This window comes from Sphingobacterium sp. DR205 (genome assembly GCF_011064245.1).
Classification (GTDB): domain Bacteria; phylum Bacteroidota; class Bacteroidia; order Sphingobacteriales; family Sphingobacteriaceae; genus Sphingobacterium; species Sphingobacterium athyrii.
Map to the genome: position 1 here is coordinate 2,765,637 of NZ_CP049333.1, position 24,811 is coordinate 2,790,447.

The 24,811-nt window shown below is 40.1% G+C and carries 24 protein-coding genes; 16 read left to right on the top strand and 8 right to left on the bottom strand.

Going from position 1 to position 24,811, the window contains the following annotated elements:
* The first annotated feature begins 74 nt into the window (after positions 1-74).
* Positions 75-2,885 (top strand): lantibiotic dehydratase, encoded by a 2,811-nt coding sequence (locus G6053_RS11615; protein WP_165306547.1) that lies wholly within the window; start codon positions 75-77, stop codon positions 2,883-2,885.
* Here the strand turns inward: G6053_RS11615 and G6053_RS11620 are convergent, their stop codons facing one another.
* On the bottom strand, positions 2,886-3,602 hold the full coding sequence (locus G6053_RS11620) for a LytTR family DNA-binding domain-containing protein (RefSeq protein WP_165306548.1): 717 nt from the start codon (positions 3,600-3,602) through the stop codon (positions 2,886-2,888).
* Positions 3,599-4,378 (bottom strand): sensor histidine kinase, encoded by a 780-nt coding sequence (locus tag G6053_RS11625; RefSeq protein WP_165306549.1) that lies wholly within the window; start codon positions 4,376-4,378, stop codon positions 3,599-3,601. Before G6053_RS11625 ends, G6053_RS11620 begins: the two co-directional genes overlap by 4 nt.
* Before the next feature lie 391 nt (positions 4,379-4,769).
* Between G6053_RS11625 and G6053_RS11630 the strand changes: the two genes are divergently transcribed.
* From G6053_RS11630 to G6053_RS11640, 3 genes are all read left to right on the top strand, one after another.
* Positions 4,770-4,913 carry a hypothetical protein gene (locus G6053_RS11630; protein ID WP_165306550.1) on the top strand — a complete coding sequence of 48 codons (144 nt, stop codon included), beginning with the start codon at positions 4,770-4,772 and terminating at the stop codon, positions 4,911-4,913.
* Positions 4,914-5,186: 273 nt separating this feature from the next.
* The gene (locus G6053_RS11635) at positions 5,187-5,495 is read left to right on the top strand and encodes a hypothetical protein (RefSeq protein WP_165306551.1); all 309 of its coding nucleotides are present in this window, start codon (positions 5,187-5,189) and stop codon (positions 5,493-5,495) included.
* Positions 5,496-5,563: 68 nt separating this feature from the next.
* Positions 5,564-5,866 carry a hypothetical protein gene (locus G6053_RS11640; RefSeq protein ID WP_165306552.1) on the top strand — a complete coding sequence of 101 codons (303 nt, stop codon included), beginning with the start codon at positions 5,564-5,566 and terminating at the stop codon, positions 5,864-5,866.
* 35 nt (positions 5,867-5,901) lie between these two features.
* On the opposite strand, the gene G6053_RS11645 is transcribed toward G6053_RS11640, so the two are convergent.
* The 6 genes from G6053_RS11645 to G6053_RS11670 all read right to left on the bottom strand — a co-directional run bounded on the left by G6053_RS11645 (position 5,902) and on the right by G6053_RS11670 (position 14,841).
* Positions 5,902-7,347, bottom strand: coding sequence for a TlpA disulfide reductase family protein (locus G6053_RS11645; RefSeq protein ID WP_165306553.1), 1,446 nt, complete (start codon positions 7,345-7,347; stop codon positions 5,902-5,904).
* Between the two features lie 19 nt (positions 7,348-7,366).
* A complete protein-coding gene (locus tag G6053_RS11650) occupies positions 7,367-8,761 on the bottom strand; it encodes a RagB/SusD family nutrient uptake outer membrane protein (protein ID WP_165306554.1) in 1,395 nt (464 codons plus the stop codon).
* 3 nt (positions 8,762-8,764) lie between these two features.
* Positions 8,765-12,346: a SusC/RagA family TonB-linked outer membrane protein gene (locus G6053_RS11655; RefSeq protein ID WP_241254982.1), complete on the bottom strand. Its 3,582-nt coding sequence runs from the start codon at positions 12,344-12,346 to the stop codon at positions 8,765-8,767.
* Between the two features lie 131 nt (positions 12,347-12,477).
* Positions 12,478-13,641 (bottom strand): FecR domain-containing protein, encoded by a 1,164-nt coding sequence (locus G6053_RS11660; RefSeq protein WP_165306555.1) that lies wholly within the window; start codon positions 13,639-13,641, stop codon positions 12,478-12,480.
* Positions 13,642-13,722: 81 nt separating this feature from the next.
* The gene (locus tag G6053_RS11665; RefSeq protein WP_165306556.1) at positions 13,723-14,364 is read right to left on the bottom strand and encodes an RNA polymerase sigma-70 factor; all 642 of its coding nucleotides are present in this window, start codon (positions 14,362-14,364) and stop codon (positions 13,723-13,725) included.
* A gap of 132 nt (positions 14,365-14,496) precedes the next feature.
* On the bottom strand, positions 14,497-14,841 hold the full coding sequence (locus G6053_RS11670; protein ID WP_165306557.1) for a hypothetical protein: 345 nt from the start codon (positions 14,839-14,841) through the stop codon (positions 14,497-14,499).
* Between the two features lie 87 nt (positions 14,842-14,928).
* Between G6053_RS11670 and G6053_RS11675 the strand changes: the two genes are divergently transcribed.
* The 12 genes from G6053_RS11675 to G6053_RS11730 all read left to right on the top strand — a co-directional run bounded on the left by G6053_RS11675 (position 14,929) and on the right by G6053_RS11730 (position 24,803).
* Complete coding sequence (locus G6053_RS11675) at positions 14,929-15,810, top strand: LytTR family DNA-binding domain-containing protein (protein ID WP_165306558.1); 882 nt, start codon at positions 14,929-14,931, stop codon at positions 15,808-15,810.
* A 270-nt stretch (positions 15,811-16,080) separates the two neighbouring features.
* On the top strand, positions 16,081-16,929 hold the full coding sequence (locus G6053_RS11680) for an RteC domain-containing protein (protein WP_165306559.1): 849 nt from the start codon (positions 16,081-16,083) through the stop codon (positions 16,927-16,929).
* A 526-nt stretch (positions 16,930-17,455) separates the two neighbouring features.
* Positions 17,456-17,875: a hypothetical protein gene (locus G6053_RS11685; RefSeq protein WP_165306560.1), complete on the top strand. Its 420-nt coding sequence runs from the start codon at positions 17,456-17,458 to the stop codon at positions 17,873-17,875.
* Positions 17,876-17,906: 31 nt separating this feature from the next.
* On the top strand, positions 17,907-18,224 hold the full coding sequence (locus G6053_RS11690) for a DUF4134 domain-containing protein (protein ID WP_346774523.1): 318 nt from the start codon (positions 17,907-17,909) through the stop codon (positions 18,222-18,224).
* An 11-nt stretch (positions 18,225-18,235) separates the two neighbouring features.
* The gene (locus G6053_RS11695; protein WP_165306562.1) at positions 18,236-18,628 is read left to right on the top strand and encodes a hypothetical protein; all 393 of its coding nucleotides are present in this window, start codon (positions 18,236-18,238) and stop codon (positions 18,626-18,628) included.
* 7 nt (positions 18,629-18,635) lie between these two features.
* Complete coding sequence (locus G6053_RS11700) at positions 18,636-19,463, top strand: hypothetical protein (RefSeq protein WP_165306563.1); 828 nt, start codon at positions 18,636-18,638, stop codon at positions 19,461-19,463.
* On the top strand, positions 19,460-19,798 hold the full coding sequence (locus G6053_RS11705) for a DUF4133 domain-containing protein (RefSeq protein ID WP_241254983.1): 339 nt from the start codon (positions 19,460-19,462) through the stop codon (positions 19,796-19,798). The genes G6053_RS11700 and G6053_RS11705 overlap by 4 nt, the downstream gene beginning before the upstream one ends.
* Positions 19,795-22,341: a TraG family conjugative transposon ATPase gene (locus tag G6053_RS11710; RefSeq protein WP_346774524.1), complete on the top strand. Its 2,547-nt coding sequence runs from the start codon at positions 19,795-19,797 to the stop codon at positions 22,339-22,341. The genes G6053_RS11705 and G6053_RS11710 overlap by 4 nt, the downstream gene beginning before the upstream one ends.
* A complete protein-coding gene (locus G6053_RS30590) occupies positions 22,338-23,036 on the top strand; it encodes a conjugal transfer protein TraI (protein WP_241254984.1) in 699 nt (232 codons plus the stop codon). Before G6053_RS11710 ends, G6053_RS30590 begins: the two co-directional genes overlap by 4 nt.
* Before the next feature lie 4 nt (positions 23,037-23,040).
* Positions 23,041-23,463: a hypothetical protein gene (locus G6053_RS11720; RefSeq protein WP_165306564.1), complete on the top strand. Its 423-nt coding sequence runs from the start codon at positions 23,041-23,043 to the stop codon at positions 23,461-23,463.
* 34 nt (positions 23,464-23,497) lie between these two features.
* Positions 23,498-24,142, top strand: coding sequence for a hypothetical protein (locus G6053_RS11725; RefSeq protein ID WP_165306565.1), 645 nt, complete (start codon positions 23,498-23,500; stop codon positions 24,140-24,142).
* 22 nt (positions 24,143-24,164) lie between these two features.
* The gene (locus G6053_RS11730) at positions 24,165-24,803 is read left to right on the top strand and encodes a TerB family tellurite resistance protein (RefSeq protein ID WP_165306566.1); all 639 of its coding nucleotides are present in this window, start codon (positions 24,165-24,167) and stop codon (positions 24,801-24,803) included.
* The last annotated feature ends 8 nt before the right edge of the window (positions 24,804-24,811 follow it).

The window sequence follows — 24,811 nt, forward strand, 5'->3', positions numbered from 1 at the left end:
TTATAAAGTTTGAGAACTTTTTTTCTGGTTGGGAAGGCAAATTATTATGTTATCATTATACTTAGTAATATAACATGATTAAACTGCAATTACACCAAAATGTCATTGTCAGGACGCCAAGGCTACCAATAGATGCAATGCTGAAAGAATTCTGGCCAGAATTAAAAGAAATGATAAAAGAAGCTTCACTGGACTTTTGGGAACTGATAAGATTGATGTCCTACGATGAATTTGAGACGGCTGATAAAAAAATAAAAAAAACAGTTCAAAAATATTTTAACAGGGCAAAATTCCGGGCAACTCCCTATGGATCTTTTGCTTCAATAGGAATAACACAATTAGGAAGAAATAAGGATCAGCTACGGCTCAGCAATCAATTGTTGAATCATTCCTTCATCAGTTGGAAAGACAAACCCCAGGCTAAATTTTCGATAAATATCAAGACCGAAAGTTTTATAGCGAATTCCACGTTTTACAAAGTCGGTAGGGAAATACGATTTTTGAAAAAGGAGGGGGAGGAATTTGAAATTGCAGCAATAGATTATGACCCTGAGATTATTACAATTCTCGAATTCTGTAAAGATCTTAAAACATATTCTGAGTTTAATAGTCATTTCTCAGAATCGCAAACAAACTGGACAGAACTAGTTGCAATTCTTGTGGATATTCAGTTGATTCTTACAAGCCAGCATGAGAACATCATTGGAGCTGATTATTTTGAAAGGACAGGGTATATTCCTGACAACTCACCGACAAAATACATTATAACTGAAAGAAAGTGTGTTTCGGGTTCCTACTTTTCTGGTCACTTCAGACACTTACCTGATCTGATCCTTAAAATAAAAACAATTAAGGAAAGTCAGACCAATGATAGTTTGGAGGCATTTGTAAACCGCTTTAACAAGAAATTTGAGGGGCAGGAAGTCCCAATAATGGTAGCGATAGATCCAGAAATCGGTGTTGATTATGGTGATTTTGCCAAACTAAAGAATTTCACTCTAAAAGACCGGTTTGGGATTAAAACTAACCCGGTCGGTGAAAATAAAAAAAATTTAGCTGACGGAAATGTAATCGATCTCATAATTCAAGCTATTAAATGCGGAGGCTGTGTTAACCTAGAAGAGGTTAGCACAGCCCAAACTAATAATGAATTGCTTCCAAATAGCATTCCAGTATTATGTAAAGAAATCGATGGTACAATATTTATCGATTCGATAGGAGGGGCGACCTCAAATTCCTTATCTGCCAGGTTTGCATTTGCCGTTCAAGAAATAAAAGACCACGCCATTCATATCGCTCAAATAGAGGTGGATGCAAATTCTGATGTATTGTTTTTCGACATTGGTTATAGTTGCGAACAGGAGGTAGATGACATAAACAGGAGACCTTTAATCTATCCGGGCTTAGTTAATATCCTGAATTTTTCTGACTACCCTACCTCACTTCCTATAAATGATATAACGGTTACAGTAAAAAACTCAAAAGTAATTTTACAGTCCAGAACCTTGGGAAAAAGACTAATTCCAAGATATGCCTCTGCATACAACTTTACCAGATCAAAATTGCCTCTGTTCAGATTTTTGATGGATATCCAGTATCAGGATATAACTACAGATTACTCTTTTTCACCAAAACAAATACTTCCGGGACTCTCAGTTTATCCGAGAGTTGAATTCAGAAACATTGTGGTTTCTCCCGCGTTGTGGAGATTGAGAGAAGATGACCTTTTCAACGAGGATAGGGAAATAAAGAGCTTAGGAAAATTGAGGCAATACCTAAATTCAAAAGGTGTAACAAAGTATTTTAAAATTGGTAGTGGCGACCAAACCCTATTAATGAATACAGATAACGACCAGGACTTAGAGCTGTTGATATTGCAATTAAAGAAGGTAAAGCTACTTTACCTTGAAGAAGCGTATCTTCCTGTCAATGCAAGCGCGGTTGACCATAATGGAAGAAAAATGTTTCCCCAACTTCATGTAACACTGACGCACACCGAGCAGGTTTTTAATGGAATGAATTTTTCAAGTATGCAAAACAATAGGATGGAGTCAAGGCAATGGGAACTTCCAGTTAATGAATGGTTATATCTGGAGTTATTTGGTATATCAAGTTCTGTGGATTCTTTTTGTAACGATATGTTGATCCCTCTTTTAAAAAGAGGTAAGAAAGGTGTAATAAAGTGGTTCTTTATTCGGTACAATGAAGGCGGAGAGCACATTCGATTAAGAATTCAATTTAAGTCACCACAAAATGCTTTTGAATTCATCGGCATCGTTAATCTTTTGGCAACGGAAAAAATGGAAGAAGGAAGAATTACGGATTACTCTATTAGAACTTATAAAAAAGAAGTTCACCGATACACTAAGGAGCTGATGCCAATTATCGAATCTCATTTTTATAAAGACAGCCTATTTATTCATTCGATATCTAAGCTCAATTTATCAGAATTTCAAAAAGTAAAGTTCTGTTTAGAAACGATAGATTACATAAGGTCGTTAGGTATTTTTACAATGGAAGACTTTGAAAAAATTATTGAGAGTATTACCATAGCTTATAATGAGGAATTCAATGTGATGCCAACTGATTACAGGACGCTCAATGCGATATTTAAAGATTTTCAACGAGAACCAAAACCTCTTTTGTCCAAAGAGCGACGGAAAAAATTTGAGTCTTTCAAATTATCATTAGGTCATACTATAAAACTGATTGCGGAACCTTTGAGAGCAAAGTTGTTTGGAGATCTGTTGCACATGCATTGTAATAGGCTTTTTATCGAAGATCAGAGATTTTATGAAATGATTATGTACAACCTTTCAGAGCGGCAAGAAAAAATCAGGAAGGCAACGTTAAAATTAGAAAGGAAAATTGAACAGAGAGCGTAATTATATCGAGTCATATTTTTCATAAACTTCGGTCATAAAAGTTGAGCCAATTGTATGCGTTGATCCGGTATCCAGCACGAGGATATTTCCAACTATGCTAGATACCCGATTCATATTTACAACGCAGCTTTTGCTTATTTTCATGAACAACTCCGGGGGTAACTGGTCATAAATATTGCCGAGAGATTTCTTAAGTGATATCGGTTTCTTTTGGTTTTCTATATACAGGCTGATATATTTACCGTCAACCTCAATATACAGTAGATCAATCAGCTTTATCCGGCTAACGTTTCTTGGCGAAAGCTTTACAAATATACATCTGTCTGAAGCCGGTAACATCAATTTATTCCTTGCTATCAATTTTTCCTTTGCCTTTTGAATAGCTCTTAAAATATCTTTAAGATTAACTGGCTTGACAATAAAATCTGCGGCATCGGTATTATATGCCTCCAAAGCAAATCCAGGATGACCGGTCACGAAGATAACCACTGCTCGATCTCCGATTTGATTGCATAGATCTATGCCTGACAAATCTGGCATTTCAAGATCGGAGAACACAATATCTGTTTTTATTACTCCAGAAAGAATCTTCGACACAATAAGTACCGGATCGGTCTCAGCTGTTAAAACAGTAAGTTCCGGTATCCTCTTTAGTGTTTCAACGAAATCTTTTAAAGAACGCTCGTCATCATCGACTACACATACAGATAGGCTCATAATACAATTTTTAATTTCAGTTCATAATGGTACTCCGTGTCCGAAATGATCAAACTATGTTTTCCAGCATATTGATGGTTCAAAATGGCTATTACATTTTGTTGTCCCAGCCCATTTCCTTTAATTACTGATGTACGTTTTAAATTCCAGGTGTGAAGCATAATAGTATTATCAACCAATTGAAGATCGATCTGTGCGGGATATTTTTCTTCCGTTAAAACACCATATTTAAACAAATTCTCAATAAGTGTCAATAGTAAAAGGTGCGGTATCCTTAGTTCATTTTCCGGTACAACAATCCTGATATCAATATGTATATTTTGATTACGAGCATACCTTTCTAACTCAACATAAATTTCAATTCCTTTTACTTCCTCCATAAGTACAACCTTATGTTCCTTCGCTGGATTAAACAAGTAGATTTTCTGCAACTCGGCCAGTAATGCTGCAACATGGCTGATATCGGGCAGCTTACTGGCAGATTCTATTTTTATTAGATTGAGAATATTAAAAAGCAAATGGGGATTCAACTGCATTTGATGGATAATACTTTCCAGGCGCCTCTTTTCCGACAAAGATTCAATGGACTGTTTTAACGCCAATTCACGACTCATTGCATTAGCCTGGTTCAGCAGAAAAAAACCAACAAAGAAACTGGTGCCAAGAACTGCAAAAATTTGAGTAAAAGCATATAAAAGCTGTTCTGTAGAAAAAGCCAATTCCCAGAACCGATCATTCCAGGGTTGTCTGAATACAATACTGGCTCTTAATATCACATACAAAAGCATTTCAACGAATAGCTTAATACAAAAACTCAGGTATTTCCTATCGGTAAAATCATTTGGAACAGCCCAAAATATGTTTGCGAAATAAAAAAACACCTGTAAAAAAAGTAGTTTCCAGCCTACAAGTGTAACTGTCGCCCCCGCGCTATAAATCCATAATATTTGTACGGCAATTACAAATATTATGGATAATAACATGCTAGCTATTGATCTGGGATTATGCTGTATTTTAATCTGCATGATATTTCTAAGTTAGTACCCCTAAAAATGTTACTTAATACCCTGAAACCTTTAATTCACGAACTTAATTTGCCTGATTTAATATGACTAAATACTTTTATATCTCAATAGCAATAAAGCTGTTGATTTTAATAACCAAATCATGAAAAATAAATCATCTGTTAACAAACCTTCGAGGGTTAGATTATTATTTACGTTTCAAGGCTATGGAGCAATGAGCAACAATGGAAAAACCATTACTGAAACCATTTCATTGACTTGGTCCAAAACAAGCACCTGCTGTTAATTAGACGGCGATAATCATCTGGTAGCTTTCTATCCCAGGTGCTTTAGGGCACCTGTTGGAAATCTCAAAATTAATCATATCTAAAACGCATTACAATTCAGAAAAACAGGTATTTATCTTAAATCTTAAAGGAAAAAACCTTAAAACCTGTTCACTTTTATATAACCCGGAGCTTAAAAATAAAAGCAGAAGGGCAATGCCAACCTACCCGTGCAGTGAATGCACGATCTTTTTTCTATTCATTCCATTGTTTAACCCCAAACACAGTTAATTATGAAAAAAGTAATCTTCAGCCTGTCCCTTCTGGCCCTGACCACAGCTGCTTTCGCAGAAACAAAAACCGAAACACCTTCTAAAACAGAAGGAACCGCTAAGTTGAGCGTCTATTATGTAACCGGTATCAGCGGTCCTAACTACACGTTGAGCACATCGCCGAACCCGCTCTGTGGTGACGCGGAGGAATCTCCTTGCGAAATCACATCACAGAATCCTATTACCTCCAGCCCCTTGCAAGCCCCCAAATCCCAGGTGGATGCGCAGAGCAATGGTTTCAGCATTGTTGAACGCCAGCCGCAACTGTAACAATTTTCTCCAGGGCTTTAAAGTCCTGGAGATTTTTCATCTTTAATCATCCATTAAAAACAAAGTTTATGAAAAAGATATTTTTAGCTCTTACTGCCATAACCTTGTCAACAGTGGTTTTTGCAGAAACAAAGGGGGAAAATCCATCTAAAACCGAATCAACTGCAAAAGCAACAACCTATTGGGTTGTTGGAATATCCGGAACAAATTATATATTATCGTCCTCTCCTAATCCTGATTGCGGTAATGGGAATGAAATGGCCTGCGAAATCACATCGCAAAATGCTTTGACCAATAACCTGGCACCAATAAACCAAGTTGAAGCCGAAACAAATGGCTTTACGGTTATAGAAAAGCAGCCACACCTATAGTAAGTAGTAGATGGGAAACAATGTTTCCCATCTTTCTATAATATGCTTTTTATTGAAGCGTCCATTCCCTGCTCTTTGTATAAATCGGTTGTATTAAATTTTACAATTTTCCCTTCCTTATCCAGTAAGATTACCGTAGGTGTTGCAGCAATAACATTTTCCGTAAATAATGGGTGATCATATCCAAGCTTTCCAGTAGTCAGATTTATTGCATCTTTTGATGTATAAAGGCCACCATCAATACCATCTAACCAACGGGATTTTTTCTTATCAATGCCGATCGAAACAAAAGCGACTTCAGATTTTGGGAACTTATTTTTTAGCTTACTGATTACATCGCGATATAAAATATGGCATCCTCCGCAACCGTTTGACCAAATATCAATTACTGTGACTTTGCCTTTAAAATCCGAAATGGATACATTTTGGTCTGCGGTGTCAAGAAAAGAAAAGTTGTTCAATTTTGTACCCATAGCCTGGCTTTTATAGAGCGCTACAATCTCTCTACTATACTTTTCTTCGACAAACTTTTCAGCATCCATTTGTAACTGATCAAAATTTAACGGTTTAAAATTGTCATAATAAAACAGCGTTGCTATCAGTCTATCTCTAATTGTTCCCCGTTCCTTATCTTTTATATTATTATAAACTGCCGCGAAATCTAAAACACCATTGTTTTGGATTTTTGATTCAAACCTATATTTGTAATCAAGAAAACGTATCAAATTGGAATTGATAAGCTGATACTCATTATTCGATCTGGGAGTCACCAAAGCGAGACTATCAGTTAAGGACGACAAATATTTCTTCTTAACAGTCGGATTCTTTATTTCATTTAATCGCTCACTTATATTTCTAAATACATAATTGCCATTGTAATAATTGATATTTGCAGCAATGAGTTTATAATCCTCTTCAGACAATTTATTTTTATACCGATTTAGATTACTAATAGCATTATTGATTGCATTTTCCTGTGGATTGTAAAAAATGTGCTTCGGATTTTCACCGCTATCCGAAAGGAGTAGTGAATCTGACTCACGGCTCACCGTATATCGTAAAGCATCTTTTCCGCTAAAAACGCAAGTATTATGAGCGCCGAGCGCCGTTTCTTTATGATTTGAGATATGGATATCTACGCTGTCTCCAATACGCCAAAATTTCCTGGTCACTAAATAAGAGTAAACAGTTTTAGGAGATCCAGTGTCAAATTTCTTCGCTTTCATCCTGATTTCAAAAAAACCGCTGGAATCGGTTACGGGAATATCAAATGTGTATTTTCCATTCTTCAAAGTTCGTTTCTCTTCAAAAAGATTCTTTGAGGTACGGATGGGATTTTTAACGAAAAAATAAAGTGTGTCGTTTTTACCAGCTTTATCCCAGTACAGGTTTACATTCAATCTTCCTTTTATGCTATTTTGTGCTCTTAAGGCATGACCTAATCCAATTAGCATCAAAACCAATACTATTTTCAATTTCATTATTAGTTGCTTAAATTCTTTAATAAGTATTCTGTTCAATTCCACTCAACCTGATCTCAGCATCAGGAATGGGTAATGCATAGCGGGCATTATTAGGAGTAAGCGTAATGGTTTGCCCATTTATTACCCTGGATAGGGTCGTCTGCCTCTTTTGATCAAGGTTAAGTCTACGAATATCCTCCCATGGTATATTACCCGTAAAGGGTAATTCCTTTCTACGCTCACGCAGAATAAGATTTATTGCATCTTCCGGACTGCTGGCCGTTAATTCAACAAATTTTCCTGCTTTATAACGCTTTTTTAGTAAGGTATTTAAGGTTGAAATGGCCTCATTAGTTTTTGAAGTTCTCGCCAGGCACTCGGCTTTTATTAGGTAGACTTCATTTGTTGCAAGGCCGGAGAAGTTATTGAAGTTCCCAGTGTAATTCCCCCTGAACTTATAGGTAGTGCCTGACTTGATAAAAAAATATGTTTTGCGCAGATCATTATCCTCATAAGATTTTATAAGTGTGGAATCTACGATACCCTTTGTCGTCGTTGTTGGTCTTACAATATTTCCATTCATTGTGGCAAATGCAAAAAACAGGATCTCCTCATTACCAATACCATTTGCTGGGAACCGGTAAGTGTTATTTAAGGAAACCTGGCTGCTGTTAAAATCGAGGATCGATGATTTAATTTTTAATGCATTTTCCGCACTTGTAAGCGCGCCAGTATAATCCCCATTATTCAGCCGTATTTTAGCCTGCAAAGCGTAAGCTGCCGGCTTGCTAGGACGTGTGGTTACACTTTGGATTTCGTCAAGTTTACTGATAGCTTCATCGCAATCGTTAATAACCTGGTCCATTGTCGCTTTAAGTGAAGACCGTTGTATGATTATGTTTACATCAGACGTTAATCGAATCGGTAGTCCCTGTTCCGAGCCGGCGTTAACGGGATTATATTGCCTGCAGAATAAAGTAGTGAGATTATATAAACCAATCGCACGATAGAAATAAGCCTGTCCTTTCAGGTTTTCAACTTCAGGTCCACTGATCTTTAATTCAGACAGTCCATCAAGAACAATGTTTGCATACTCAATTATAGCATAGCCATAGTCCCATTCCATAGCCGAACCATTGGTATTATCCCACGGTTTCATTCCCCAAGAATATATCTGCTTCTCTCTATCTAACAGTGTTGCATAATCCTTATCGAGTAGATAGACGTTGTTTGATGCGGCAATACCTGCGTTTGTAAATCTTCCATTTATCCAGGAAACATTATCTAATATCGCCTGAAAATCCTTTACTGTTTCAGGACGAACCTGGCTTTTATCCCGTTTCTCATCAAGCCAATCCTTTTGTTTGCAACCCTGAAAACCTATAATGGCTAGCAATATAAAAAGGGTATAATAAGTAAGTTTTCTTTCCATGATTTAGAATTTTGCGTTTACACCAAAAGCTATCGAAAACGGGTTTGGTAAATTAAATCCAAAAGTGTCGGGGTCAATTCCTTTTTTGTTTTCTTTCCAAATAATACCTAAATTACTTAGGTAACTGTAAAACTGAAGGTTTTTAAATAGCCCTTTTGTTGCTTCAATCGGCAAAGAATAGCTTAGCCTTATATCTTGTAACCGGATGTGATTACCGCTTTCAACAAGGATATCAGAGTAGCTATAAAATGCATTTCGATTCTCATTTTGCTCCAATAAAATAGAAGGTACTGTAGTCTTCGCCTCATCACCAGGTTGCTGCCATCTTAAAGCATAATCTAAATGTGGCTGATTTTCCACGACCTTAGCATAGTAAGTACCGGTAGACGGCCGTCTAAATACATAACCAAGTTTGAAAACGATATTGCAGCTTAGGGAAAACCCTTTGTACTGAAAATCGTTCCTCAACGCCCCAAATTTTGTAGGCCTTGAAGATCCATGGTACACAAGTGAGTCTGGACTAAAATTGTTTAGTATGGCAGTATAGTCTTGGCTGGGCAAACCATTCAAAATTCCCATTGGATTACCCGTTTCATGATCCAGCCCTGCCCATTTGTAGGAATATACACCGTACATGGATCGCCCGGCGATACCGGTTACTTCTCCATAATTCCTGATGGTACCAATGGTCTGAGGTGCATCATACTTTACAAGTTTGTCTTTGTATAGGCTCAGCAACAGCGTCGTGCTCCAGTTAAAAATACCTTTTACATTTAGGGATGTAAGATTCAGATCAATACCTTTTGCGTTTGTTTGAGCAGTATTGGCCATATAAGTGGTGAAACCACTCTGTGGAGCAAGCGACGTAGGTTGAATCAAATCTCTACCATTTTTGCTGTATAATTCTACCGTTCCTGAAAGCCTGTTACCCTTGGTAGCGAAGTCCAAACCAATATTAAGATTGCCGACCTTTTCCCACCTTAAACTAGGGTTCGGCGCTGTTCTTATTTGGATCATAGGATTACCTGTGATATTGGCAATGGAATAAACACCTGATAGATAAGCAGAGCCATAGTAAACATTGCCGTTATAGCCATAAGTAGCGCGAAGTTTTAATTTTGGCAGCCATTCCAAATTATAAAAGCTCTCATTGTTTATATTCCAGCTTACACCTGTAGACCACAATGGAGTAATACGGTCATTTGTTTTTACTCCGAATATATTGGCACCATCCCTTCGGCCACTTACAGATAGCACATACCGGTTGTCATAGGTGTAAGCTGCGTTGAAGTATTGCGAGAGGTAACGTGTGTTCGATCCCAACACCCTTCCATCCGGCGTGGGAATATAGGAGCTTCCACCTGGATTATTCGGATAGGCTATATTGTAATTCAGATTGTCTATGGAGCTGCCAAATTGTTCGTCATAACCATAAGACAGCCTATTTATACCATCTGTTTTACGCTCACGCAGTTCGTAACCCAAAATGGCATTGATAATACTCTTACCAATAGTCTGATCAAAATAAAGCTGCGCACGACCATTATTCGCGTATAAATTATTTTTACTTAGACTCAGGATTGCCCCTTGTGGTAATGGATAAGTTTTTGCACCTGTTACATTATCGAATTGGGTAAACCGGTTAACCAGGTTGCGAACATAGTATGTGTTTGCGTCTTTGTAATCCCGATAATCCAACTGTTGTTGTTCATGCTGATACTGTACTTCAAATTTAAGTGATGGCAATATCTTGTAGGCGGCCATAAACTTCATTAAAAGGTCGTTCCTGTTTATCCTGAAATCTCTTAATGCCAGTTCATCAAGTGGGCGATAGGACCAATCCATAAAGCCCCTGTCAACTGCTGATTCCACAAACCCTTTTGAATAATCTTTTGTAATGGATAAGTGCTCTCCATTTTCACCGATGATTGTAGCATAGGGATATAGGTAGTTATTTTTGAAGTTTCCTAAATCAGTTGTTTTTAGATTGGCAGAAAGATTATTATTAGGTTTTTCCTCTGTTCGGCTGTAATTTATAGCAGTTGATATTTCAAGGTTGTTTACAGGGTTATAGGTATTGAGATTATTAACTGTAAAGCGGCTTAAACCGTTTCGTTGAAGGTTGTCGCGGTTATGATCGAAACCGGAAGATAGCGAATAGGTAAAGTTCTTGGTTCCTCCGCGAAGCGACAAAGAATACTGTTGCAATACCGCCTTGCGATAAGATTCTTTTATAATTTCACTTCTCACATCTCTTCCTGACAAGTCATTTAAGCGCTTGTCGGCTTCCTGAGCAGTGATCTTGCCATCCCGAAGTAGGGCATAGATTCCTACCCCAGGAGTAACGGGTGTCATAGAATAGGTGTCGGTGAGGTCATAGTCATAGTATCCATTGTCAAACAAAATCTTCTCTGCACTCAGGAAGTCTTTTGAGTTGATATAATTTTGGTCTTTTTTAAAATTGGGTTTATTGATAAATGAAACGTTACTGCTCACCGAAAAATTTATTCGTTCGTTTAACTTACCTTTTTTTGTGGTCAATACAATTACACCATTGGCGGCATTTGCCCCCCATATACTAGCAGCTGCAGCATCTTTTAAAATAGTTATGGATTCTATATCATTAGGATTGATGTTATTGATATCGCCTTCATAAGGGAAATTATCAACGACAACTAATGGGTTTGCATTAGCATAAATTGTGCTTCGCCCTCTGATATTTATACCGAGATCTTTCTGATCAGCACCTGTCGAAAGAGTGCCTGAAGAATTCCGTCCATTAAACAATAAACCAGGAGTGACACCATTAAGCCTATCGAGGATATTTGTGGATACCTGTCGGTTAAGCAAAGTGCTATCTATTATGACAAATGAACCTGTAGAACGCTCCTTGGGTATACTTTGATAGCCGGTATTGACATTTACGACAGCTTCAGTTAACATGCCTTGAACGGCATTTAGGGTGACAATTATTCCGTCATGAAATTCACTTATTTCACGGCCACTATGTCCCAAAAGACTAAAAGTAATTATTGATCCCACTGGTACATCGTCAAGGGAAAAAGCTCCGGCTTCATCTGATCGGGTAACCTGGTCCGAATTTTTTATCCTTACTGTAACATTTGCCAGTGGTTGATCCAAGCTGTCAATAATGCGCCCCCTAATTGGTCTCTTGCTTTTACTTTTAGGCTGCTGTATCGAATTATTTGCAATGACGGTTATTACTTTTCCGTTCATCTCAAAATTCATAGGTTGGCTAGTAAAGATTTGTCGTAAAACTTCCAATAGTTCTTTCTCTTTAGCAGTTATGGTGACAGGATTGGATTTTGCCATAAGTTGATCGCTAAAAATAAAGGCATATCCACTTTGCTTTCTTAACTGTTGCAAGACTTCTTTAAGCGGTTGATTTTTGGCTACAATTGTGATCTTTTGAGCCGAAGCTGCAAAGTATAGTAATAGGAGCAGCGCAACCAAGAAGATAAATCGAAGCCATCTCGCCAGACCGTATTTATCAGGTATGGCTGGGTTCCAGTCATTGTTACACTTTTTATCGTGCACAATTCTCCTTTGAATTTTAGAATTCATAAATTTGATTCGTTAGGTAATAAAAATTAGTTTGCTTTGAACGGTATTCTTGTTTTTGCCTGGCACCAGCCGGAAGCGCTAACTTCCGGCTCTTTATTTTGCCAGGTCTATAAACACATATGAAACTTGCTTTACTTTTCTTCTACAATCCTCCTTCCTTCGATTTTTAATTTTACGCCTGTTGTTGTCCTCAATGATTGGATCAGGTCACCAATAGGGATGTCCCTCGGAAACTCACCAGAGACGGTTCCTATTTCTCGATCCTTTGAGATATCTATTTCAACATTATACCATCGAGCGACTTGTCTGAGAAATAGGTTAAGGTTTGCTTTGTTGATCACGAAAAGACCGTCTTTCCAGGCCGCGTAATCGTCGCCGTTAACTTGCAGCACCCGAAGCTCATCTCCGTTGACAATAGCTTGCTCGCCAGGTTTTATGATGACGGTCTTCTGTGATCGATTGTTAAGAATCCTTAAGGAGCCTTCCAATAATGTGGCGGCGCCGAAAGGCTCATTGGAATAGGTATTGAAATTAAATTCTGTTCCCAAAGCAGTCACCTCCATATCTGTGGACTTTACTGTGAACGGTAATTTTTTGTTTTTTGCAACTTGAAAGTAGGCCTCACCGGTAAGCTCTATTTGGCGTGAAGTGATACCAAAGGAGACTGGGTATTTAATGGAGGAACCTGCATTCAGCCACACTTTGGAGCCATCGGCAAGTACCACCTTGAACTGGCCGCCCATTGGAACCCTTACGGTATTAAATCCATCGTTTTGCAGGGCAGCTTCCCTTGTCTGCTGTCCATAGGTTAATGTTCCATCTTTTAGGCTCGCAATACCATCTTTGCTATTTTGTAGCGAACCTCTATCAAAAAGTGAGACCTGGCTGCCGTCGGAAAGAATAAGCTCTGCTTTATCAGATCCGGGATGAATTTCAACTTGTTGGGCGCTAGTCGTTGGAGCAACGCTTTTTTGCTGCTGGTCAAAAAAGTAAAAGACCGCTATGCCAAGGGCCAGTAATATTGCTGCTGCGGTAGAAAGGTAGATCCAAAGAACATTTGCTTTTGGTCTGGGACGTAATTGGATAGAAAGAATTTCCTTTACATTTCCGGTTATTTCTTTGACCTGGTCATTATTGTGTACATTCTCTTCGGATAGCGTAGACCTGATCTTTGCCATCAGATCTTCGTCAACGGTTTCGGCATTAAATAGGTCAAGGAGAGTGCCAAGCTCTTGCCCGGTTATAGTACCTTTTAGGTACTTTTCGAATAGGTATTGGATTTGGTTATTTTCCACAGCTTTCTCCTTTTTTATAGCATTTACGGACTATGTGGAGAAATCAATAGCTGAGCGTTATAATTTTTTATTTTTTTATTTTCAAGAAAGACTGTTGTATAACAGAGAGGCCAGGATCAGTAGCGGTAGCGAAGGGTGGCTGGAGAAATAATCTTTAAGGAATGCATTTGCCTTGGTCACATGATCGTTCACCGCCGCTTGGGAAATCCCTAGTAGATCGGCAACCTCCTTATAACTTTTCTCTTCCAATTTACACATGCTGTACACTCTTTTTCGCTGCGGCGGCAATTTGTCAATGGCTTCATGAAGGAGTTGTCTTCCTTCCTGGTCGAATAGGGCTTTTTCAATATGGTCATAAGCCTCCGTGGTAAAGGCGATAAAATGGGCCCGCATTTTTTCATCCCTTGCTACCTTCCGGAAGATATCATATACCATATTTTCAGAAATACGGAACAAGTAGGCTTTGATGGATTTTTCAGGATCAATGCTTCCCCGATGTTCCCATAGGCGGACGAATATTTCCTGCAGGCATTCTGCCGCCAGGTCACGATCTTTGAGCAGCCTCAACAGGTTGCCGGTTAATTTAGGGCTATAGCGGTCATAAATTTGTTCAAAGGCTTCATAGTTCCCCGCCCTGAGTTGTTCGAGAATGGTGCGCTCCGCTTCCATTTCTAATGCCAGCATCTTCATCTTTAAGTCTCTTGGTGGGTCTAATGTGGTCATTTTTGTGGCCGGATGCAAGAAAAAAATGCTGCAAAACGGTTTATGGGGCCAAAAACAAACATTTAATTTTCTATGCAACCGGCTTTATAACAAAAATGGCAGACGAGTCTTCGCAACAGCATGTAAACCGGCTCAGTTTTTCCGCTCCACAAAAATTTTAATCTTTTTGAAAGGCAGATCCGCTTTGGCATCGATACGCTTACTCTTCCATATCTCGGAGCCGCCGAATCGAATATCAAAATCATACCTGCCAAGAAGCCCATTCGAAATCGTTACTGCAAAATCGACAGTGAAACTGGAGTCCTGCTGGAATAACCAGTTCAGCTGCTGATCATTTAGAATAAAATGTTGTTGTGCCCAAGCAATGATATTTGATCTTAGAAACATGGCCTGCTCCTGGAGCAGATTGTCGTCAAGGCCATACAGCTCATGTTGTTTTAACGCTATTCCAACGGGGGTAAAATAGACCTGTTCCATATCTTAACATGTTGAATTTAAAGTAACTAATATAATAAATATTTACTAACTTTAATATTTGTTAGGTAAGAACGATTATAGACGATTATGGAAAACAGGGTTTATACGAATGAAAATCGCCCCGCGTATAATGATGTTTTTAAAAGGGTAATTCTTGCTTTGGTAGGAGCCCATTTTATCGTGGTCTACGGTGACCATGAGGATATAGGGAAAATAATCAGGCATTTTGATTATTACAATGCTATGGTTGCAAGTTTTGTGATTGCTTTCCTGGTACTGTACTACATCTGGATGATAACCCGGTACCTCGATGCCAGGCTCGATTGGTTCCAGGACACCAATAAACGGATAGCAGCACAACTTGCTCTTGGTCTAGCGCCTCCTGCCGCAATTGCAGTACTGCTTGCATGGGTATATTTTAGTATGTACGGTCATGATATCCGCGATACACCATATTTTGACAGTGACTTCCCCGTGATTTTACTCTTTATCTTCCTGGCCAATATCTATTACTTTTTATATTACCTGGTCGTATCTTTCTGGCCGCGCGATAGTACAGAAATTAGGGAATATATTTCTAAACCAACACCGCAAATTGAGCAGGAGGGAAGTCTACCCCTTCAGGAACAGTATAGAAGTGTAATTCTTGTTCAGACCCCCCTTAAAAGTATTCCGGTACGCACTTCGGATATCGCTTATTTTTTTCGGGAGCAGAAACAGAACTACCTGCGTAAATATGATGGCGAAATATTTGAGATCAGCCATTCGCTCGATGAGCTGGAAGCCAGTCTTGCTCCATCTGCTTTTTTTCGAATCAACCGCCAGATGATTATTAGCTTTAGCAGTTGCAAGGAATTCAGACCTACCGATGGCCCAAGGTTGGAATTGGGATTGATTCCAGCTCCCTCAGATCCTGTTTTGGTCAGCGAAACGAAAGTCAGCGCTTTTAAAAACTGGATCATCCGATGATGCTGAATTCAGTAAGCCTATCCCTGAATTCAAGGTCCCTTTTACCGGATTCATATTATAATACCATTTATTTAAGGTAAAATTTACGGGTAGTATCGGCCCAGTCTTCTTATTTAGATGAAGTAATTGCTCATAATCTGAATTCAGAAACCAATATTCTGAATTCGGACTTTTCTGATTGATAAAGATTTTAGATACCCCTGCCATGCTCCTAATTTTGGATCAAAGCCGGCAGGGTGCACACTGCCTTCTAAACTAAATAATCGAATTATGAATCAATTTCTCACAGACTTACAGCAAAATATGGAGGTGTCGATGCACGCCATCTCTAAGGAATCAGAACACGATCTTGAATTGGCAAATCGCAATAAAGATTGTCTCAATAAAACGATGGAACTGCTCAACGACTTTGTCCGTAAATATGAGTTCCAATCCATAGAAGACGAGATCCGGTTCTTTAAGGAACAACGTCCGTTATTCTATGCTGAATATATTTTTTGGAACGAGGTCTTCTTTCTTGAATCCAATTTTCCGGTTGGAAAAAAATGGCAGATCAGGTTTTTGAAAAAGGAGCTTAAGCGGATCAATAATTTTTTCGAGCGGCATAAAGAGCTGTACAAATATTACAAGCAACAGCTGAAGTTACACGACGGTCAACTCTTTGTACGGTACCCGGACGAAAAGTTGCTCTCAGTAGAAGAGAATCCCGAACTGGACAGTAAAATATCTACCGCTTACAGTTCCCTTTTTGCAAAATTTATTGCTTATGAAAAACTGGCGGCAAAAATTCAAAATAGTATTGTCAATTTGAAAAGCGGTGGTGGAGAAAAAAACGGCCAGGAGCACACTCATAGATTAAGATGGACCGGTACAAAGGCGCAGCTCATCGAATTGGTTTATGCCCTTGCCAGCAGCGGTGTTATTAACCACGGTAAGCTCCATGTAAAGCAGTTGTTTCTTATCCTATCGGAATTCTTACATACTGAGGTTACCCATTATTATCCCTATTTCCAGAGGATGAGAATTAAGAAAAAAGATAGGGCTCAGTTTATGAGTTATTTAAGTGAATGCCTAATCCGGAGGATGGATGAAAGTGATGAAAATCCGAGATTTCATTAATAATTGATCAAAAAGGGTATTTTTTTTAATACCCTTTTTACTGTTCGTTTTTGTCTGGACACATTAACTTTCCCGGATTCCACGCACTCTATCATGCAGTCCGCCGGTTAGAATTAGTTCATTTACAATTTATAATATGCTTTTGACTAAAACCTACTCAATTATAATTGGGCCATTACGGCAATAAAGCAATTATTGACAGCAATAAAAAGGGTAGTTTTTAACAACTACCCTTTTTCTATCTCTTTTTCCAGGCAAAAACCTGAACAGACATATGCTTCATGCCAATTTTGAAATTGGTTCCTCTTTTGATCAACATTCACAGCCTGGTCAATATCAATATAATATAATATCAATGGGGCTACCAACATTCATTTTCCTTCGAATTTCTGTCGTCAAAAATTTGAAGAAAAATGAATAAAAAAAGGGTAGCTATCACCAAAGTATCATTTTTCGTCTCGCCGTCTGGACAATTTTGCTTTCGTAAACGGACAGGAAATGGATCCTGCCGAAAACGAAAAGCACTATGTTCAAATCAATATCCTGGCAGATGTATCTGTATGCAGTATCCATAGTAACCTGCATTTACTACCTGACCGTTATCCTGCTCTTTTTCCGGACAGAGGTTTCCGTATTTACGAAAAAATTGCTGCGCCGAGGCACCAAGCATCAATTCGAATCATCTACTATTTCTTCCTCTCATACCCAGGTACTGCAGCAGAAACTGGAAGAGGTCAAGGAACTCCTTGCAGTTTTCGGAAAAGGGGGTGACCGTACCGAACTGCTTGCTGTAATCCGTTCCTTCCTGGCCGGTTATAACCGGGGGTATCTTTCCGATCATAAGGATGCTTTGATACTGCTAATCGCTACACAAGCAGCTAATCTATGTGGATTTGAATTAAGCGACTCTGAGATCGAAAACTGCTTTCCTGATATCGATGAATAATATTTCAATAACAATAACACACGTGATGAGGATGAGAAAACGAATGAAAAAAGTGTTGGGCAGATGGATTACTGCCTTGTTAATGACCGCAATTTCTATCGGTGAAATTTTTGCACAAGGTAAAGCAGGCATTACCAATGCGACAAACGAGGTTAAGGGGTATTTCGATGTCGGTGTAGACCTGACCTATGCCATCGGCGCGGTTGTGGGACTTGTAGGAGCAGTAAAAGTCTACAACAAATGGAGCAATGGCGAGCAGGATACCGCAAAAGTGGCATCTTCCTGGTTCGGCGCCTGTATATTCCTTGTGGTTGTGGCAACCATATTAAGAGGATTTTTTAAAGTTTAAAAATTAGCAGCATGGGCAGACAACTTTCAACCGTAGAAATCCGGGGAACGCTCTTCGAAGTAGATGCCTGCAGAGAAGCCCTCATTGAAAAAGGCAATCCTAAAAACAGGATTCCTTTCCAGGTCTTCGACCAGGAAGGCAATGGTTACCGCTTCCTTTATGATCTGCAAAATAAAAACGTTCCACAAAAAAAATCTGTGGTCATGCAAGATCCGGACCGGTACTGTTGGGTGATCATTGAGGCGCTTATGGAACTGGATCCCGAAGGTATTGCGATGCGATACGATATTCCTTTTGAAGTACTCTGCAGTAATAAAAATTTCAGCCCGAAAGCATTGGTGGCCCAAACAAAGACGCTGGCAATCAGCCACAAGAAGGTAAAGGATCCAGCGCATAAAAAATAAAAGCCAAATGAAAACTTTAAAAATTTCAAATACCGAATACATCGTCGATATAGACAACAACCGGCTTGTAGAATCGCCCAGCAGAAATTGTATTCTCAGATTCCAGGATATGAAAGAAGTGCCGGAAGGTTACGCGTTCAATTTTGATGCCGACGGTAAATTAGCTGGCGGAAAAGGTACAAATCAGCACATCATCCCCTTTATGGTTCAACTTGATCCTGAAGGCATGGCCAAAAAATATGGAATTGAACCTCAAAGCCTACCGGCAAAAGATCGCGACCTAAAATTCAATAAACAGTTATTGGAAGAGCGCGTTGGAGGCAAACTGCCGGTTTTTAAAATTCATGACCAAGATTTTATTGTCGATTTGAGACTTGGCCTTCTTCGTCCAGTAAATGATTTCTCGACTATGGGCATTGAATTGCGCGAACTCGACATTGATCAATCGGGAACGGTATATCAATTCCTTTATCATACTAAGAAACATGACGTATTCCTTTGGAATGAAAATATGCAGGCTATTCCCAAAAACGTAATACCAGTAGAAATTCCCGTAGACCATGTGCTGGACCCTTTTGGTTTTGCGATGAGAATGAGTGAAATGGGAGGGCTTTCATCCAGGTATCCTATGGGCCGCAAAGAAGACATTGAAAAGATCGATTGGAATGCAACTGGCTTAATTGGATTCTTCAACGAATATCCACAAAGAAACAACATTGAAGCGACAGTACTGCGATGGGATCAAACATCGATACCAGAAATTATTTCCAGCAACCTGGCTAAAACAAAACAGGTTGAACGGCCTAAAGCAAAAAATAAGAGGAGGGGACTATGATGCCAAAGGAGATTAATTATTCGATCAATAAAGGAATCAACAGGCCCATCGAGTTTCGGGGCCTTCGGGGACAATACATAATCATATTGGCAATCGGCCTACTTGCCTTGCTGATGGGATTCTCCATAATATATATAGCGGGGGTACCTCTATACTTTGGCGTACCGGCGGTACTTATGTGCGGATCGGGATTGTTTGGGATAGTGTACCGCCTTAATGCCAAATACGGGCAATATGGGCTTATGAAAGCCATGGCGCTGCGAAAGGTACCTACCGTTATTTACTCCATGAACAGGAAACGGATTTTTGAACAATTAAAAAAGAGTGTGGGATGATGACGGTGTTGTTTATTATAGCTGCAGTATTTCTGGCAGCGGTCCTGTTACAGATAAAGCCACCTTCGGATAGCGGCGTCGACATGGAACAGGTACTGCCCATTTGGAAAGTTGAAAATGACTGTATACTATCCAAGAAAGGAGATGTAACAGTAGCCTTTAAGGTTACCTTACCCGAGATATTTTCTTTATCAAGCGATGAGTACGACAGCCTGCATCACAATTGGCTCAAAGCGATAAAAGTGCTTCCTTTTGGCAGCGTACTCCATAAGCAGGACTGGTTTATTAAAAGTAAATACAATCCCCAGTACAAGGACGATAACCTGATCATGCAGGCCAGCGATCAGTTCTTTAACGAACGGCCTTTTTTGAGCCACGACTGTTATTTGATGATCACCCTAAAAGGGCCGGACCGCAAACCGTCGAGTTCTGCGCTGTCTACCCTGCTCCGCAAAAATATTGTGCCTCCAGAGCTTAAAGATACCAAACGCATGGAAAAGCTACTGGAAGTGATCGGCCAGTTTAAGCGTATCCTTAGCGACGGAGGCCTTGTTCACCTGGAACAGCTTACCGAACAGGAAATCGTAGGCTCAAAGGCTGCCCCCGGCATATTGGAAAAATATCTGTATCTGGGCGGTGGACAAAATGGGCCAGAACTAAGCGAAGTATCCTTCAAGCCGGAATGGAAAGTCGGAACGAAAACCTGCCGCCTATATTCTATGGCAGATGTAGAAGATCTTCCCGGAGCCGTAGGACCAAGGATCCATTATGATCCCTATTCAACGGACAGAACCCGCTTTAGTGTCGGTTTCTCCACTCCAGTTGGCTTATTGCTTCCTACCAATCATATCTACAACCAGTATATGGTTATTGGCGACCCTGCAGCTACCTATAAAAGGCTGGAAGGTAAACGCAGGAGACTGCAGTCCCTTTCAGCCTATAGCAGAGAGAATGCTATTGGCAGAGACGCGACCCAGGACTTTTTGAACGAAGCAATCTCGGAAGCGAGGACGCCCATTCGTGCCCATTTTAATGTGCTATGTTGGACAGATGAGCCTTCGCAGGTAAAAGAAATGCAGAACCTGACAGCATCGGCCTTGGCAAAGATGAATATTGTTCCTCACCAGGAAACCGATGGCGCTCCTCAGCTCTGGTGGGCTGGTATCCCTGGCAATGCTGCCGATCTACCGGAAAATGACACTTTTGAATCTTTTGCGGAGCCTTGCAGTTGCTTTCTGAATATGGAAACGGCCTACCGATCTTCGAACAGCCCATTTGGTATCCGGTTGGGAGACAGGCTCACCGGCGTTCCCCTGCACGTCGATATATCGGATGAACCCATGAAAGGGATCACTCAAAACCGCAATAAGATAGTTGTTGGTGGGTCAGGATCTGGTAAAAGCATGTTTATGTCGGCAATGCTTTACCAATACCTGCAGCAAGGTGCCCATTGCGTTGTGGTAGATGTTGGTCATAGTTATCAAGGCCTGAACAAGTTGGTGGACGGCTATTATTTTACCTATAGCGAGGAAGACCCCATCAGGTTCAATCCTTTTTATTTACCCCCCGGAGAAGTGCTGGACACGGAGAAAAAGGAGAGTATCAAATCACTGCTGGTTGCGCTCTGGAAACAAAGCGACGAGCGTTACCGCAGAAGCGAATATGTGGCTATTTCAAATGCGCTGAAATCGTATTATGAATTCCTGGAAAACAATACAGATTTATTTCCATGTTTTGATTCCTTTTATGAGTTTCTACAGGAGCATTTTGTAAAAGAGCTGGAAGCTGACAAGGTAAAGGATCGGGATTTTGATATGGCCAACTTCCTATATGTGCTAAGGCCATTTTATAGGGGTGGCGAGTTTGACTATTTACTTAATGCCAGGGAAAACCTAGATGTACTCAACCAGCCGTTCGTGGTCATAGAACTTGATAATATTAAAGACCATGCCATCCTTTTTAGTATTGTGACGATGATCACTATGGAGCTTTTTATTTCCAAGATGAGAAAGCTTAAAGGCATAAGAAAAGTAATCGTCATAGAGGAAGCCTGGAAGGCGATAGCCAAGTCAGGTATGGCTGAATTTATGAAATATCTCTATAAGACCGTCCGTAAATATTTCGGGGAAGCGATTACCGTGACCCAGGAAATCGACGATATTATCAGCTCGCCGATCATCAAGGAAGCGATCATAAACAATGCCGATTGCAAGATCATCCTGGATATGAAAAAATTCCAGAACAAATTCGAGGCGATACAGCAAGTACTGGGCATGACAGATAAAGGCAGGGACCTGGTACTGTCCATTAACAGGGCAAATGAGAAAAATCGCAATTACCGGGAAGTTTATATCGAACTGGGCAATCAGTTGATGAAGGTATATCGCTACGAGCCCAGCCCGCAGGAGTATTTTGCTTATACCACCGAACAGACAGAAAAGTTGAAACTGCAAAGTTATATCGAGCAATATGGCAGCATCGAAAAAGCGCTCCGGGTCCTTGCTGCCGAGTATTACGCACAGCATAAACTATTAAGGGCATGAGAACAAAATCTTTAAAAATTGCACTCACTGTAGTGCTCATGGTAAGCATTACTATAGGGCCGGTTAAGAAAGCAGATGCGGTACTGCCGCTTGCCATTATCGAAGTCATTAAAGCAGGGATAAAAAAAGTGATCAAGGCCGTTGACCTCCAGATCCAGCGCCAGCAGAATAAGGTAATCTGGCTCCAGAACGCTCAAAAGGAACTCGAAAATGTCATGTCCAAGCTCAAATTGAAAGAGATTTCTGAATGGACCGAAAAGCAGCGCGCCCAGTATGACAGCTATTTCCAGGAACTATGGAAAATCAAAAACTCTATCGGTACCTGGAACCGAGTAAAACAGATCATTAAGCGGCAGTTAGATCTCGTCGAAGAATATAAACGTGCATGGAACCTACTGAAGTCGGACCGCCGTTTTTCCACTCAGGAAATAGAATACATGTACCGGGTTTACAATGGCCTTTTGGATGAGAGCTTAAAGAATATTGAACAGCTTGCAATGGTGGTCAATGCCTTTCGTACCCAGATGACCGATGGGCAGCGGCTGGAATTTATTTCCGCTATCGCAGCAAAACTCGATAAGAACGTTGCTGTACTGCGCAGCTTCAGTGACCATAACTTCCGACTGAGCCTGGCAAGGGCAAAGAGCAGCCAGGAAGCCGAACAGATCAGAAAGATATATGGACTTAACCCATGACACAATGGAACAGAAACCGATAGACCTGGAAAAAGCTGTAACAGACTTTGCGACACAACTAAGACAGTATGGGTATAGGAATAGCTTCAAGATATCGCTACCCGGTAAAAACGACTATTTAGGAAACCTTAATGATTGTCTGAACCGGTATCTGGCAGCTAACACAAAGGTAGAAAGCTATCCTATGTTTGAGCTACGCACAAAAGCACCGTACAATACAGCAATCCAATGCCGCTTTAAAATAGAATTTGGCATGCATGAGGGTTTTAATATAAAAACTGTGTGGATCAAAAATCTTAAAACGGATGTTGAGCATGAGTTCCGTTTGCGTAGCAACAGGGAGCTGCCGGGGGCGCAGACGCTGGAAGGCATGTTTCCCAAACCGAAACCTTGGGATTTTTTGAAAAAAGGGAAACGGAGGCCGTAAGGATAGCAATAATAAATTATAAAACAGTTACGACATGAAAAAATTATTGTGCATTATAATCATACCGCTGCTTTATTGCAGCCAGTCTCTAAATGCCCAAACTCTTGGGGAGTGGTTCAACCAGAAGAAAACCCAAAAGAGATACCTTATCGAACAGATCGCTGCACTGGAAGCTTATAAGTCTTTCCTGTCAAAAGGATACGGGATCGTAAAGGACGGAACAAACCTGATCGGAACCATAACCAGGGGGGAATGGAATCTGCATGCCGATTTTTTTAACGGGCTCAAGATCGTAAGCCCTGAGCTGAAACAGAAAAGCAAAGCGGAAGAAATCATAAAGATTCGAAACCAGATGGAGCAGGATCGGCGACAAATGGATAAGCTAATTTCAGGAAAAGATTTTATTACCATCGGGGAAAAGAAAAAATATGAAAACTGGTACGCCAATATTGCGGCAGATGCGGATGGCGACCTCCAGGACCTTAAAACGCTCCTTACCGATGGAAGCCTGGAACTCGAAGGAGCTGAGCGGATCAAAAGGATAGAGGCTGTTTACAACAGTATTCAACATAAATACAGTCAGCAGCGGAAATTCAGCAATAGCCTCAAACAAACGATCCTTCAACGGGAACAAAAAATTGAGGATTCGAAAATTTTAAAAAAGATGTATGGACTATAATCCGCGCTACAATAAATATACTATGAGAAAGCATATCAAATTCTTATTCATAACAATCTGCTGCAGCCTGCAGCTACACCTTGTTTCCGCCCAATCGGCGGAGGTGACCCAATTGATCCTCAATGTTGAAAAGTTGGCGCAGTTTAAACAGATCCTCAAAGACATGAAAAAGGGATACGACCTGGTGAGCAAAGGCTATGGAACGATCCGCGATATTTCTGAGGGCAACTTCAGCCTGCACAGAACATTCCTGAGTGGTCTGTGGCTGGTTAATCCTGAAATCGCCAGGTACCGAAAGGTTGCCGACATTATCCGGTATCAGGCTGAAATACTATCCCAAAGCAAAGCTGCTTTGAAGCGCTATCAGTCCGGCAGTTATTTTAATACCAATGAACTTGATTACCTGAGCAGGGTACTGGGGGGATTGCTGGACGAAAGTCTTGGTAACCTCGATGAACTGGTTATGGTCATTACTGCCAACAATATGCGCATGTCCGATGATGAACGGCTACGCGCTATCGATCGCATATTTGATGATATGCAAGCAAAAGTTGTCCAGTTAAGACGCTTTACATCTAAGGCCGACAAACTGGGATCAGCCCGCAGAAACAAAATTGAAGAATTAAAGAAACTTGAAAAAATGACGGGGCTTAGGCCATAACCTTACTA

Coding starts and splice junctions, on each gene's coding strand:
- G6053_RS11680 (WP_165306559.1), top strand. CDS start 16,081: ATGAATCAATTTCTCACAGACTTACAGCAAAATATGGAGGTGTCGATG.
- G6053_RS11645 (WP_165306553.1), bottom strand. CDS start 7,347: ATGAAATTGAAAATAGTATTGGTTTTGATGCTAATTGGATTAGGTCAT.
- G6053_RS11675 (WP_165306558.1), top strand. CDS start 14,929: ATGGAAAACAGGGTTTATACGAATGAAAATCGCCCCGCGTATAATGAT.
- G6053_RS11665 (WP_165306556.1), bottom strand. CDS start 14,364: ATGACCACATTAGACCCACCAAGAGACTTAAAGATGAAGATGCTGGCA.
- G6053_RS11655 (WP_241254982.1), bottom strand. CDS start 12,346: ATGAATTCTAAAATTCAAAGGAGAATTGTGCACGATAAAAAGTGTAAC.
- G6053_RS11690 (WP_346774523.1), top strand. CDS start 17,907: ATGAGAAAACGAATGAAAAAAGTGTTGGGCAGATGGATTACTGCCTTG.
- G6053_RS11710 (WP_346774524.1), top strand. CDS start 19,795: ATGATGACGGTGTTGTTTATTATAGCTGCAGTATTTCTGGCAGCGGTC.
- G6053_RS11670 (WP_165306557.1), bottom strand. CDS start 14,841: ATGGAACAGGTCTATTTTACCCCCGTTGGAATAGCGTTAAAACAACAT.
- G6053_RS11700 (WP_165306563.1), top strand. CDS start 18,636: ATGAAAACTTTAAAAATTTCAAATACCGAATACATCGTCGATATAGAC.
- G6053_RS11730 (WP_165306566.1), top strand. CDS start 24,165: ATGAGAAAGCATATCAAATTCTTATTCATAACAATCTGCTGCAGCCTG.
- G6053_RS11615 (WP_165306547.1), top strand. CDS start 75: ATGATTAAACTGCAATTACACCAAAATGTCATTGTCAGGACGCCAAGG.
- G6053_RS11725 (WP_165306565.1), top strand. CDS start 23,498: ATGAAAAAATTATTGTGCATTATAATCATACCGCTGCTTTATTGCAGC.
- G6053_RS11630 (WP_165306550.1), top strand. CDS start 4,770: ATGAAAAATAAATCATCTGTTAACAAACCTTCGAGGGTTAGATTATTA.
- G6053_RS11720 (WP_165306564.1), top strand. CDS start 23,041: ATGGAACAGAAACCGATAGACCTGGAAAAAGCTGTAACAGACTTTGCG.
- G6053_RS11650 (WP_165306554.1), bottom strand. CDS start 8,761: ATGGAAAGAAAACTTACTTATTATACCCTTTTTATATTGCTAGCCATT.
- G6053_RS11620 (WP_165306548.1), bottom strand. CDS start 3,602: ATGAGCCTATCTGTATGTGTAGTCGATGATGACGAGCGTTCTTTAAAA.
- G6053_RS11635 (WP_165306551.1), top strand. CDS start 5,187: ATGAAAAAAGTAATCTTCAGCCTGTCCCTTCTGGCCCTGACCACAGCT.
- G6053_RS11685 (WP_165306560.1), top strand. CDS start 17,456: ATGTTCAAATCAATATCCTGGCAGATGTATCTGTATGCAGTATCCATA.
- G6053_RS11705 (WP_241254983.1), top strand. CDS start 19,460: ATGATGCCAAAGGAGATTAATTATTCGATCAATAAAGGAATCAACAGG.
- G6053_RS30590 (WP_241254984.1), top strand. CDS start 22,338: ATGAGAACAAAATCTTTAAAAATTGCACTCACTGTAGTGCTCATGGTA.
- G6053_RS11640 (WP_165306552.1), top strand. CDS start 5,564: ATGAAAAAGATATTTTTAGCTCTTACTGCCATAACCTTGTCAACAGTG.
- G6053_RS11695 (WP_165306562.1), top strand. CDS start 18,236: ATGGGCAGACAACTTTCAACCGTAGAAATCCGGGGAACGCTCTTCGAA.